11 protein-coding genes and 1 pseudogene are annotated in these 12,748 nt (G+C 67.9%); 2 read left to right on the top strand and 10 right to left on the bottom strand.

Annotation, left to right across the window (positions count from 1 at the left end; translation table 11 throughout):
- Positions 1-97: 97 nt before the first annotated feature.
- The 10 genes and pseudogenes from QFZ82_RS38655 to hppD all read right to left on the bottom strand — a co-directional run bounded on the left by QFZ82_RS38655 (position 98) and on the right by hppD (position 10,625).
- Positions 98-943, bottom strand: a complete 846-nt coding sequence (locus QFZ82_RS38655; protein ID WP_307717543.1) for a site-specific integrase — start codon at positions 941-943, stop codon at positions 98-100.
- A gap of 52 nt (positions 944-995) precedes the next feature.
- Positions 996-2,315 carry a hypothetical protein gene (locus QFZ82_RS38650; RefSeq protein ID WP_307717542.1) on the bottom strand — a complete coding sequence of 440 codons (1,320 nt, stop codon included), beginning with the start codon at positions 2,313-2,315 and terminating at the stop codon, positions 996-998.
- A 570-nt stretch (positions 2,316-2,885) separates the two neighbouring features.
- Complete coding sequence (locus tag QFZ82_RS38645; RefSeq protein ID WP_307717541.1) at positions 2,886-3,836, bottom strand: integrase; 951 nt, start codon at positions 3,834-3,836, stop codon at positions 2,886-2,888.
- A gap of 82 nt (positions 3,837-3,918) precedes the next feature.
- Positions 3,919-4,674: pseudogene (locus QFZ82_RS38640) on the bottom strand (DUF6192 family protein); the annotation flags it as partial.
- A 499-nt stretch (positions 4,675-5,173) separates the two neighbouring features.
- Positions 5,174-5,539, bottom strand: coding sequence for a PAS domain-containing protein (locus tag QFZ82_RS38635; RefSeq protein ID WP_307717540.1), 366 nt, complete (start codon positions 5,537-5,539; stop codon positions 5,174-5,176).
- A gap of 228 nt (positions 5,540-5,767) precedes the next feature.
- Positions 5,768-6,091 (bottom strand): hypothetical protein, encoded by a 324-nt coding sequence (locus tag QFZ82_RS38630; protein ID WP_373429388.1) that lies wholly within the window; start codon positions 6,089-6,091, stop codon positions 5,768-5,770.
- 271 nt (positions 6,092-6,362) lie between these two features.
- The gene (locus QFZ82_RS38625; protein ID WP_307717539.1) at positions 6,363-7,322 is read right to left on the bottom strand and encodes an MBL fold metallo-hydrolase; all 960 of its coding nucleotides are present in this window, start codon (positions 7,320-7,322) and stop codon (positions 6,363-6,365) included.
- An 82-nt stretch (positions 7,323-7,404) separates the two neighbouring features.
- On the bottom strand, positions 7,405-7,812 hold the full coding sequence (locus QFZ82_RS38620; protein ID WP_307717538.1) for a RidA family protein: 408 nt from the start codon (positions 7,810-7,812) through the stop codon (positions 7,405-7,407).
- Positions 7,813-7,934: 122 nt separating this feature from the next.
- Positions 7,935-9,365 (bottom strand): PLP-dependent aminotransferase family protein, encoded by a 1,431-nt coding sequence (locus QFZ82_RS38615; protein WP_307717537.1) that lies wholly within the window; start codon positions 9,363-9,365, stop codon positions 7,935-7,937.
- Between the two features lie 114 nt (positions 9,366-9,479).
- Positions 9,480-10,625: a 4-hydroxyphenylpyruvate dioxygenase gene (gene hppD / locus QFZ82_RS38610; RefSeq protein ID WP_307717536.1), complete on the bottom strand. Its 1,146-nt coding sequence runs from the start codon at positions 10,623-10,625 to the stop codon at positions 9,480-9,482.
- 249 nt (positions 10,626-10,874) lie between these two features.
- Between hppD and QFZ82_RS38605 the strand changes: the two genes are divergently transcribed.
- A complete protein-coding gene (locus tag QFZ82_RS38605) occupies positions 10,875-11,900 on the top strand; it encodes a Glu/Leu/Phe/Val dehydrogenase dimerization domain-containing protein (protein ID WP_307717535.1) in 1,026 nt (341 codons plus the stop codon).
- 173 nt (positions 11,901-12,073) lie between these two features.
- Positions 12,074-12,742 (top strand): MOSC domain-containing protein, encoded by a 669-nt coding sequence (locus QFZ82_RS38600; protein ID WP_307717534.1) that lies wholly within the window; start codon positions 12,074-12,076, stop codon positions 12,740-12,742.
- Positions 12,743-12,748: the final 6 nt, after the last annotated feature.

Genomic DNA, 12,748 nt, shown 5'->3' with positions numbered 1-12,748 from the left:
GCCGCCCGCGAACCGAGACTGTCAACCGCCGTCGCGAGTGATCTGTCGGCCGATGCCGGCAGAAAGCCACATGATCAACAACTTCTGTTAGGGCCTCTTAGCCGCCTTGTTCTGGGGACGCGACATCACTGGTTCGTGTAGCGATCTGCCCGAATGTGGGCATGCCGAAGTCCACGGCGGTCGTCTTTCGTCTTGCCTCGGCGGCCAGATGGCTGAGCTTCTCCTCCGCGCCAGCGAGGCTGACGCGGAGTCCTTCGACTTCGCCGAGCCACCCCTCCCGTTCCGCTTCGGCGATCCGGGCAGTGAGGTTGTCGCGGATCTCGACGAGGCGGGAGCGCTGGGTCAGCTCGGGCCGGAGCATGGGACAGCGGATGCAGGCGTGTTCGTGGATGCAGTCGGTGCCGAATGCCCTGCCGCAGGTGCCCACCGAAAGTTTGCGGCGCTCGAAATGTCCCAGGAAGGAGTCCCATTCCTCCGGGGTTGGGATGCGGTATTCCTCGCTTGGACGCAGGGCCCGGCGGCGGGCGATGAACGCGTGGTGAGCCTCGATGGCCTCGGTCGGGTAGACCGCCTTATAGCCCATCGTCGTGGAGATGTTCTTGTGCCCAACGAGGATCTGGGCGATGTGTGGGGGTAGCCCGCTCATGATCGCGTCGGTGACGAAGATCCTGCGGAAGTCGTGAGGTTGATAGCGCAGGGGCTGCCCGGTGTTGTCGGTCAGCCCGGCCGCATCCAAGGTCTCGTCCGGTGCCGCACGGATGGTGGTCATCGACACCCTGCGGTTCTGCCCGCCGCTGCACCACTGGAACAGCAGCGGCATCGGCGGATTCCAGACGCGTTCTCCGTGGTCGTAGGAGGCAACGAGCGGGATGGTGCCGGAGGCGTCACGGGCTCGGCAGACGATGGTGCTCAGGACGTCGGCGAGTTCCGGGCTGACCAGCAACAGCCGTTCCTCGTCGGTCTTGGACGGGGCGATCTGCAGCAGCGGGACGATCTCACTGGTGGTCGGGAGCTTGTGTGGTGGCTGACCTCCAGCATCTCCTCGATGCGGACGCCGGTGAGGTGGAGAAACTCCACCGAGGCCCAGGCCCAGAAGGCTCGGCGTTCCGCGCTGCCCAGCGGTCGCCGCTTGCCGTGCGTGTCGAAGGCGGTCGTGATCTGCTCTGGGTCGCTCCATCGGTTGCCCGGGCCTTGGTGAACGTCTCGCCCAGGACTGTGAACGTGGCGCCCGGAGCTGCCGCGCGGACGGCTTCCAGCCTGATCTGGGCCTTCTTCAGTTCGTCGTCGGCCGTCCTCACCAGGGCGGGCAGGACCGGGAGCCGTTCACGGGTCCGCTGGTCCATCCGCGCTTTCCGGTGTGATTCGCGCTTTCTGTGGGAAACCTCGTTGGCCTTGATCGGGCAAGGGGCAGCCCAGGGACCCCAACGGGACGGCTCCTCCACGGCCCACTGGGCGATGTCGAGGTAGAAGGCACGGACCGCGGTCAGCAGGTCGATGTAGTTCTGCCGCAAGCTGGTGGTGTAGGTGCCGTCCGGTTGGCGCTTGCGGTCGATCTTGGTGCGGACGCGTTCCTTCCAGGCCGCTGCGCTCTCTGCAGAGAGGCGGAGGGAGTCGATGCCGGGGCGAAGTTCTTCAAGGTTCTTCCAGAAGTGTCGGGCCAGGATCCGCGACAGATCCTCCAACGACGAGAAGTCCAAGGAGGGTTGACGCTCGGCAAGGTAGTCGACCAGCAGATCACGGACGGGAGTGCACTCAAGCTGGTAGCGGTCCACGAGGCCGGTGACGCTGACCTGCCCCGAGTGCCTGGTCACATCACGAAGGGTGTGCGGTGCGTCCGGCGGGAACTGCCCGAGGTCCTTGAGCCAGCTGTAGAACAGTGACCGGCCCGTGCCTCCGAACCGGTAGACGCGGGCCTCGGTCGACCGCAGTTCAAGGCAGTCGCCGACCGTGATGTCGCGGATGCGGCCACCCTTGGCGGCCAGCAGCACCGCGATCTGCAGGCGGGCCAGCCGCCCCCGGTGGGACGACCACGTAGGGCCGGCGACCGCGGCGAGGTCCGCGTACCCGTCCGGGTCCCGGGTCAGTTCCATCCGACTGCGGATGTTCGGTGAGCGCAGGTGCAGCAGCCAGGACACGCTGGGCCGGATCACGTCTCCGCAGATCAGATGCAGGGTGCCCGAGGGAAGGAAGGACGAAGTGCCAACGCCGCGTTCGGCATGCCAGGACGCAGGGAGGTCGCTCCAGCTCCGCGGGTGGTCATCCGCCGTGCTGTCCCGCCACCGCTGCTGCCAGGTCTCCCCGGGGAAGGTCTCCAACCAGCACATGATCAGGTCGGCCCCACGCACTCGGACGTAGCGGGCGTGCTTTGAAGACTCGGCGGAAAGTTCGCGGAGCAGAGCCACGACCTGGTCGCGGGACTCAGCGGCCGGCCAGGTATCCGGCACTGATCGCGGTGGGAAGGTCTCCTGCAAGGCCTTGTGGGCCGCCCCGTGAAACGCGACGACCTTCCCCTGCGAGGCGGCCGTGGCCGACGTCGTGGCTGTGGTCGTCATCTCGCCTGCCCGAAGAGCACATTGAGGCTGGCGGGGGTGTAGCCGGGCGCCGGCGCCGGCGGCTGCACCTGTTGCCGTTCCCGGCGAGCGTGGTGGGCGAGGACCTGCTCGATGACCTCTTGCTGGCTCGCGGCCAAGTAGATCTCGGTGGTGGACAGATGGGCGTGCCCGAGGACCCAACTGGACGTCGGTCAGCGACATCTGCGGATCGCGGGCCATCCGATAAGCCGCGGTGTGCCGCAGGTCGTGCAGGGTCCAGTTCGACCCGAGCAGGTCGTTGGCGCGGTTCAGCATGGCCCGGGCGGCGTGGTAGTTCAGCGGCCACCATGGACGTCACAGGGTCCACCACAGGGTATGGCTGCGGCCCCGGGCTGCCCCCTTGCGCCAGGCTTCCTCCTGGGCCAGCCGCAGCCAGACGAACGCGTCGGTGGAGGCGGGAAGCTGCCGGTAGGTCCCAGTGCCTTTACGGGGCACGCCGATGAGCTGCTGGCCGGGCAGAGCATCCTTTCCCCGGCTGGTGAGCAGTTCCTCGGCCCGGGCGCCGGTGGAGACCCAGAAGGCGAGCAGGGCCCGGTCGCGGTTGTACTTCAGCGCGGCGAACAGGGCGTTGAACAGCTCGTCCGGGATCCGCCGCGGGATGCGCTTGGGCACCTTCGGCCGATAGCGGCCCCGCCGCTCGGGGCGGAAGGAGTCCATCGGGTTGTGATGGGCGTGGGCCCGGCCGGCGGGGCGAGACCGGTCGAGCGGGAACGGATTGACGATCGGCCCGGTGCCCTCTTCAAGGTGGAAGTCGTAGAAGGCCCGCAGCACCGTCTCGCAGTGGGCCCGTGTGGAGGCCGCGTACTTCAGGCTCGGCGCAGGCCTGCCGGTAACCGGGTTCGGCGTTCCCGGCTCTGGCCGCTGTGACCTGCGCGGAGCGGGCACGACGTCCGCTGCGACGCCTTTGCGCTGATGCCGCCAGTGGACACGTACGGGCTTGTCGGCGAGCTGGAACCAGCGGGAGAAGTCCCGGGCTTCGACCCTCGTCGCCTGGTTCCAGGGCACATCCACGGCCCACAGGAAGCGGTACCACCGAAGCAGGTCCATGCCGTACGAGCGGATCGTCGTCGGCGGCTTCGATGCCGCCTGCAGATCGGCGAAGAACACCGCCGCCGGTACGACAAGCCGTTCCTCGGGGTCGAGCAGTCGGTACGGCTCAGCGGCTTCTCCGGTCTCCTCCAGCCGACCGGTCTGCGGCACGACGAAGGACGCCGGATTACGGATCAGTCCGTCAGCATCACTCACGCATCAGCTAACGCTAACTCCCTCAATAGGTCACTGACCTGCGGAAACCCTGATCTTAGTTCAGTCAACACACCCCTCACACGGGCGACGTTCTCGTGCACGATCGTGCATGCTCGCGGGCTTGCCGACTGCGCTCGGGCTGGGCATGGTTGACCTGGAAGCGGGCGGTGTCGTCGCTCATCGCCTTGAACGCGACGTCCGGCCTGCGCAGCAGGCTGGTCGCGGCCATGGTCGCGACCGACTCGTCACGGGTGAACTCCTCCACCACCCGGACCTTGTCCTCCGCCGACACTTTGGCCGCCACCTGCGGACGCTTCAGGAAGTCCGTGGTCACCGCCGCGGCGACCTCCTCCTCCTGAGCCAGCGAATGGATCGCGGTGACCTTCTCCTGCGCCGTGATAGGGGTTTCGACCTGCTGCCCCACCCGTCGGCTCGCGTCGTCCGTGGTCCACCGGGCCTTCCCGTCCGGCGGCGTCAGAATCGCGGCGAACCGCTCGTCCTTGTCCTCGATGTTCGCCAGGGCCCGGTGGACCGTGTAGGACGCGATCTTGGGCTGCCGGTGCTCCTTCGGCCAGCGGGAGGCCACCCACCTCGTGGTCTTCACCGTGGCGACGCTCAGACCGATGTCATCGGCCAGACGCTTCAGCGACGCCTCGACCGTCCACTCCGTCTCCCCGACCAGGCCGCCCCGCTGCCGCATCGGCTCGATCTCCAGAGCGCGGTCACCGATCGTGAACTGCCCACGCGTCTGCTGTTCGACCACATCGCGCAGCTCGGCAACGATCTGCTCGTAACGAGACTCGCTAACGCTCCCGACCTTCTCAGCTACTTCGGGCATGGTGTCTCACCACCAACTGCGGGCCAGGGCACGGCGCTTGGGACCGCACGGGGCAGGGCCCGCTTTCAAGCCGAGAGTCAGACCGAAAATCCTAAGATCACAATGAATGACCGCAAATGACCGAGTGATGACAGAAAATGGACCCCGGGTGCGTTCGCCCAGCGGTTACTGTGACCGTTCGCCGAACGGTTCCGCCCGGCGCCGCCAACCCCTCACCTTGCACCGAGGCGAACAGAACACCGCGTCCGAACGGCGGTCAACGCCGGCCACTCACCGGGCCCCGCACTCCGGGCACTCCACCTCGCCCGTGCCGCCCCGGACGGCCGCCAGCCGCTTACGCAACCGCCGTTCCCGCCGCCACTGCCTGGACCGACACACCGACGAACAGAACTCCGCCCCGGGCCGGGCACCCGGCCTCAGCCGTTCCCCGCAACCCCGGCAGATCCTTTCCCCAGCCCAACCGGCGTTCCCGGACACCGGGCCAGCGTAGGACTCAAAGCTACTCAGAACCGGGGATCAGAAACACGCACTCAGTTCCGGCGGCGGCGGGCTCGATGTAGATGAGCCAGAATTCCTCACGGTCGGGCATGCCGATGCAGCAGGCTTGTGCGAACAGGTGGCGGGTGTGCCCGTGGGGGAGGTTGAAGGCCAGGGTGCCGGCCCATTCCGCTTCCGTCTTCTGGGTCCAGAAGGTGGGTGCTGGAGTGGCGAGGAGGGTGTTGAGGGAGCGGCCGATCACTTGCTGGGGGGCGTATCCGAGCATGGTTTGAGCCATAGGGCTCCACATGGTGGTACAGCCGCGGCAGTCGATTGTGATCAGCGCGCCGTGTTTGGCCGCGGGATGCGGCATGTCGATGGTGCTCATGTCGCCGCTCCTGTGGACCGTGCCCCTCGACGGTGCAGGTGAGAGGTGCGGCTGTATGAAGCCAGCATGCTCCTGCTGCAGCCTGTGAGCCACTGGCAGCGAGAGGCGTACGTGGCCATAAGGATCTTCCTTCATGCATGTGCCACGGTGCGAGGCAGGTGAGGCTGAGGTGGCAGGGGGTTGACCGACCGCCGTGGGGTATCGGCCGATCAACCCCACGTCAGCGGGTCAGACCAGGCCGAGAGAGGTCATCGCGGATGCCACGGTCAGGAAGCCAGCGATGTTGGCACCGGCGATGTAGTCGCCAGCCTTGCCGTAGTCAGCTGCAGTGATCAGGCATGTGTTGTGAATGCTGTGCATGATCTCTGCCAGGGTCCGCTCGGTGTCCTGGAAGGTCCACCTTGCCCGTGTAGCGTTTTGCTGCATCTCCAGGGCGGAGGTCGCCACGCCGCCGGCGTTGGCCGCTTTGCCGCCGCTGTCGGGCCACGGCGCTGCTGATGTCGACGGTGGGTTCGGGGCTGCGCATGCCTCCCTCACTCCAAGCGAAACCATGCCTGACCAGCAGAAATCAAGAGATCACGTTCGGTTGAGATACGGCTTCTAAGCCTCGCCGTTTCGGTTGGTGTGATGAGGCGGTCGCTGATCGTCAGCTGTCGGGTGGGCGACGCGATTTCGGTGCTCGGGCATGGTGGAGTCCCTGCGCGGGGTCGGTTTCTCCGGGGTCCTTCGGGTCGTGGCGGTCAGGTGGTTTTGTCGGTCAACCGACCGGGCGGGGTAGCGAGGCGAGGCGATGGAAGAGGGCCTGGCCGGGAAGGTCCCACTGTCAGTCCTGGAGGGCGTTCCAGACCTCACGGTCGCGTTCGGCCGTCCAGATCACGGGGCGGTCAATGCCGGACAGTTCGTCCCAGGCCCGGGCCACGTCGAACGGCAGGCAGTGCTCGAAGATCGGCCAGCCGCCGTAGCGGTCGACGAGGGCGTCGTGGGTGGCCTGGAAAGCTTCCTTGAGGGTGCCGCCGCGCGTCTGGACGTCGCCGACCTCGCGCAGCATGACCTGGAGGAAGTGCCGGGTCTGGTCGATGGCGGCGTCGACTGCTGCGCGTCTGTGGGCGACCGCGCCACGGCCGCCGACGATTGCCTCGGCCCGGTAGTCGGCCACGCGGTCCAGCGTGGTGGTGGACCATTCCCGGTGGAATGCGTCGCCGGTGTACAGGGCGGCCTGGGCCTCGACGAGGTCACCTGCGAAGAGGATCTTGTGCTTGGGCAGCCAGGCAACGATGTCGCCCTCTGTGTGGCCGCGGCCGACGTGTTCCAGCACGAGGTCGCCGCGGTCGCCGCCGAGGTCGATGGTGACCCTGTCGCTGAAGGTCTGGGTTGGCCAGGTCAGGCCCGGAACGGAGTCCGGCTCCTTGAAGAGGCGGGGCATGCGGCCGTACTCGGACGCCCAGTCCTGCTTGCCGCGTTCGGCGATCAGCTCGCGGGTGCGGTCGTGGGCGATGATCACCTCCGCGTCGAAGGCGCTCGCGCCCAGAACGCGTACGGCGTGGTAATGCGACAGGACAAGGTACTTGACCGGCTTGTCGGTGTGCTCGCGCAGCTGCGCCAGCCACTCGCGGGCCGCGACCGGGGTGGCGAGGGCTTCGAAGCAGACGACGAAGTCCTCGCCCTCGATGGCGCCGACGTTCGGGTCGCCCTCGGCGGTCAGGGCGTAGACGCCGTCGGCGAGCACTTCGAGGCACTGCTGCTTCTCGGACAGATCCGCCGAGGAGGCGAACGGCTTGCTCATCTGGGGTCTCCTGGTGAGTGGGATTCTTCAGGGGCGGCGGGAGCTGTGCCTCGCGCCCGCCGAGCCCTACGAGCGAGCGTGGTCACTCGGGCAGGACCGCGATCGCGCTGATCTCCAGCAGGAACTCCGGCCGGGCGAGCCCTGCCACGACCAGCAGGGTGCTGGTGGGCGCCGGATCGGACGTCAGGTACCTGCCGCGGACCTCATTGACAGGCAACAGCAGGGACCGGTCGGTCACGTACGTCGCCGTGGACACCACGTGCGACAGGTCGCCGCCCGCAGCCCGCACCACAGCCGAGATGTTCTCGAAGACCTGTTCCGCCTGCCGCGTGATGTCTCCTTCGCCGACGACGGCTCCGTCTGCGTTCATGGAGACCTGGCCCGAGATCCACAGCTGACTGCCGTGGCGGACTGCGTGGTTGTAGAAGAACTTCGCGGCCGGGACGGAAGGCAGCTCGGGTGCGCTGATTGCCTGCGGTTTCGTTGCCATCCCTACCTCCAGAAAGTCTGTGACCAACTGCTCTGTGCCAAGGAGGCTATGCGGCGATTTCCTGGATGAACCTGACCATTCAGGGGCCGGTGAACCGGTCCATGTGGAGACCGGTTCAAAGGTCAGTTTCCGATGCGCCGAGTCGTCCGGTAGGCCTCGGCCAGCGCGGCGATCCCCTCGGTGATCTGCCGCCGGCGGACCTTGCCGTAGCCGATCACCAGACCGGGCCTTGGCGACGTACCGCTGTGGTAGGCGCCGAGTCCGGCAGCCAGCACGCCCAGCCGCCGGGCCTCACGGACCAGGGCAGCCTCATCCGCGTCGTCGGGCAGCAGGAGCGTGAGGTGCAGACCGGCGTCGACGCCCTGGATACGGGCCCCGGGCAGATGCTCGGCCAGCGCGGTGCGGAGCGTGTTCAGGCGCTCCACGTAACTGCTCCGGGTGCGGCGCAGATGCCGGTCCAGCGAGCCCGACTCGATCAGATGGGCCAGCGCCATCTGATCGAGGGTGGCCGGGACGGGGTCCCCGCAGTCCCGGAGGCCGACCAGGGCCGGCCGTAGCTCTCTGGGCGCGACCAGCCAGCCGATCCCCACGCCTGGGCCGAGCGTCTTGCTGACCGTGCCGAGGTACGCGACCCGGTCGGGAGCCAGTCCCTGCAGCGCGCCGACCGGTCTGCGGTCGTAGCGGTACTCGGCGTCGTAGTCGTCCTCGAAGACCACCGCGTCGCATTCGCGCGCCCAGTCGAGCAGAGCCGTCCGACGGCTCGGCGACAGCACGACGCCCGCCGGGAACTGGTGGGCCGGAGATGCCAGCACTGCACGGGCCGACGTCCGCCACAGCGCGTCGACGACCAGACCCTCCTCGTCCACCGGTACCTGGACCGGCGTGAGACCCGCCCTGCGTACGGCCTTGCTCAGCCGCGGCCAGCCGGGGTCCTCGACAGCGACCTGGCGATGTCCCCGCTCGCGCAGCACCTCACACAGCAGCGTCAGGCCGTGCGTGACGCCTGCGCACACCAGCACGCCGTCCGCGTCCGTCCGGACTCCCCGCGTACGCGCCAGATGCTCGGACAGAACACGCCGCAGCAGGGGCACCCCGGCGTCGGCCCCGTAGTTGAGATCGTGGTGAGGCAGACTTCGCACCGTGTGCTGGAGCGCCCGCAGCCACGCACTGCGGGGAAACGCGGCCAGGTCCGGGAGGCCGGGTTCGAAGTCGACCAGAACCGCGGGCGGCGCAGGAACAGGAGTCCGTGGAATGTCCCCGGCCGGGGGCGGAGGACTGACGACCACCGTGCCACCGCCGGCCCGGGCCTGTAGATATCCCTCGGCGGTGAGCTGCTGGTAGGCCTCCACGACCACCCAGCGCGAGCAGCTGAGCTCGGCGGCCAGGACCCTGGAGGCGGGCAGCTTCGTCCCATCGGCGAAGCGGCCGCTGCGGATGGCGTCGCGCAGCGCGCCCTCCAGCTGTACGTGCATCGGGGTGTCGCTGGAGCGGTCCATGCCGAGCAGGAGTTCCGACCCCCGGGCCGTGTGGTCGAACTGCACAAAATTGGACATTAGCACCGGCCCCATCATGTCTCGATCTGTGCCCGCGTGACCGGGGCGTACGCGGTGGGCACAGCACCCACCGCGGCCTCGCAGGACTATGCCCGCTCCCCGCCTGTGTACGGCTCAGAGGTTGCCGCGGGCGGCCTGCTCCCGCTCGATGGCCTGGAAGAGGGCCTTGAAGTTGTTCAGGCCGAACCCGCGGGTGCCGTGCCGCTCGATGACCTCGTAGAAGAGGGTCGGCCGGTCCTGGGCGGGCTCGGTGAACACCTGGAGCAGGTAGCCGTCCTCGTCCTGGTCCAGCAGCACGCCAAGGTCGGCGAGCCGGTCCAGGTCAAGGCCCAGCGCATCGATGTCGACCCGCTCCCGCACTTCGTCGTAGTAGGTGTCCGGAACGCGCATGAACCGCACCCCGCTGTCCCGCATTTCCTTGACCGTGGTGGCGATGTCGTCGGTGGCGAAGGCGATGTGCTGCACCCCGGAGCTGCCGTAGTAGTTCAGGTATTCCTGTATCTGGGACAGCGACTTGCCCTGCGCGGGCTCGTTGACATTGAGCTTGATCTTGCCGGTGCCGTCCCAGACGACCTTGCTCATCATCGACGTGAACTGAGTGCCGACCGTCTCGTCGTCGTAGTGGACGAGCTGGGTGAGGCCGAGCACCCGCTCGTAGAACTCGGTCCAGGTGTTCATCTCGTGCAACGGGACGTTGCACACGATGTGGTCGATGGCGGTGATACCGAAGTCGCGGCCCGGCGGCACGGTCCACAGCGGCTTCAGTCCGCCCAGCCTGCCGGTGTCCCCCACCGCCTGGTAACCGGGCAAGAAGGGGCCCGAGTAGCCGGACGCGTCGACGAAGGTGTGGATGGTGTCGCCGTAACTGGCGATGCTGGCGAGCTCCACCTTGCCGTGGTCGTCAACGAGCTCGTGCGGCTCGGTCACAGGCTTGGCCCCGCCGGCGAGCGCGGCGTCGAACGCGGCCCGCACGTCCGGTACGGCGAAGGCGATGTCCCGTACGCCGTCACCGTGCAGATGCTGCTGGTCGGTGGCGAGGTGCCCCGGCAGCAGACCGGCGGTCAGCACCAGGCGTACGTCGCCCTGCGCCAGCACCCAGGAGGCGCTGTCGCGGTTGCCGGTCTCCGGGCCGGAGTACGCGATGGGCGTGAAGCCGAAAGCGGTGCGGTAGTAGTGGACGGCCTGCTTGGCGTTGCCTACGTGGTAGCGCAGGTGGTGGTAGCCAAGCAGAGGCTGACGATCGGTGGTCGCTTCCGTCATGGACGACTCCTTACGACGTGCGAGGAAGACTCGAGCACGACATGCAGAGGAAGGGCCCGAGCACGGTCGTTTCCGAAGTTAGGGAGCCGTCCGGGGGAACACCCGGACCAAAGAAGGCCGAAGAGACCGCACCAAGTCGGCGGACGGACGGTCCGGTCTTTTCACCGCTGCTTGGACCGGAGTGCGCGAACGGCGCGGACCTACGTTGATGACGCCACGTCCGCAGCCGCTCACCAGGTGGAGGCCCTCATGACCTTGTTCCAGCATCCCGCCCTCGACAACCACGAGCAGGTCGCGTTCGTCAGCGACCCGAAGTCCGGCCTGCGGGCCGTGATCGCCGTCCACCGCGTCGGACCGCGCAACGCCATGGGCGGCACCCGCATGTGGGAGTACGCCACGGAGGCAGACGGCATCGGCGACGCCCTGCGCCTCTCGCAGGCGATGACCTACAAGTCGGCCCTGGCCGGGCTGCCCTTCGGCGGCGGCAAGGCTGTCATCTTCGGCAACTCCGGACGGGACAAGACACCGGAACTGCTCCGCGCCATGGGTGCCGCGGTCAACCGGCTCGCCGGCCACTTTGTCACCGGAGAGGACGTCGGCATCTCGGTCGACGACGTGGCCCTCATGCGCGAGAACACCCCACACGTCCTGGGCGGCGAGGGAGTCGACTCCGACGAGCCCGCCGCCGCCGGAGTCCTGGCCTCCATCCAGTCCGCGGCACAACGCGTCTGGGGCACCTCCGGTCTGAGCGGCCGCACCGTCGCCGTCCAGGGCCTGGGCAAGGTCGGCTACTTCCTGGCCCAGATGCTCGCCGAAGCGGGTGCCCACCTGCTGGTCGCCGACATCCGCCCCGACGCCGTACGCCGAGCCGTGAAGGAGCTCGAAGCCCAGGAAGTGTCCAGCGAGGACATCCTCACCCAGCCCGCCGACGTGTTCGCCCCCTGCGCGCTCGGCGACGCACTCACCCCGACGACCGTGCCCCAGCTGAAGGCCAGGGTCGTGGCCGGCGCCGCGAACAACCAGCTGTCCGACCCCGCTGTCGGAGACCTGCTGCGCAACGCCGGTATCCTGTACGCGCCCGACTTCATCGCGAACGGCGGCGGTCTCATCAACAACGCGGCCCTGCTCGACGGCTACGACCGAACCCGCGTCCTTGAGGACTGCGCCCGCATCGGCCACACCCTCACCGAGGTCTTCGAACTGGCGGACAGGAACAACACCTCGACGAACACCGCCGCCACCGACCTGGCCCGCCAGCGCACCCAGGACCTGTAACCACCACGGGCCGTCGGCCGCCGATTGGTCGTGTCGCTCTGGCCGTAATTTCCGTCGTCGATGGCGTCTCGCGAGAAGGTCGCGCGGATCGTCGAGTTACGGGTCCCAGGTGATCTGGGCGCGAATCCTTGCATTCGATTTGTCCCTTTGGGAGTGGGTTTAGCGTGTCGTCCATGAAGCTTCTGACCGTGAATGTGGGCCGGCCGAAGATCGTCGACTACACCGACGCGGCGGGAGGCGCGACCGGCATCGACAAACAGCCGGCCGAGGGGGCCGTTCGGGTGAGCGACCCCGGTCCCAAGGGCCAGGGGGCAGGCGGCGTCGCGGGGGACGCGGTCTGCGATCTGCGCCACCACGGCGGCACCGACCAGGCGGTGTACGCGTTCGCGCGCGAGGATCTCGACTTCTGGGAGCGGGAGTTGGGGCGGCCTTTCGGCAACGGCGCATTCGGGGAGAACCTCACCACGAGCGGGCTCGACGTGAGCGGGGCGAAGATCGGCGAGCGCTGGCGGATCGGCGGCGAGCTGGTGCTCGAAGTGACGAGCGGCCGCATTCCGTGTCGTACGTTCGCGAGCTGGCTGGGTGAGAAGGGCTGGGTCAAGCGCTTCACCCAACAGGGCGCTCCCGGCGCTTATCTGCGAGTCATCGAGCCCGGCGAGATCCGCGCGGGCGACACAATCGAGATCGTGCACCGGCCGGACCACGAAGTGACGGTGGAGGTGGCGTTCCGGGCCGAGACCACCGAGCGCACACTGCTGCCTAAGGTGCTCGCGGCGGGCGACACGCTCCATCCCGAACTGCTCAGGACCTCACGGGAGTACGTCGCCAAGCAGAGCGGTTAGCCCCAA

This window comes from Streptomyces sp. V4I23, assembly GCF_030817975.1.
Classification (GTDB): Bacteria; Actinomycetota; Actinomycetes; order Streptomycetales; family Streptomycetaceae; genus Streptomyces.
This window is presented reverse-complemented; position numbering and strand designations above follow the sequence as displayed.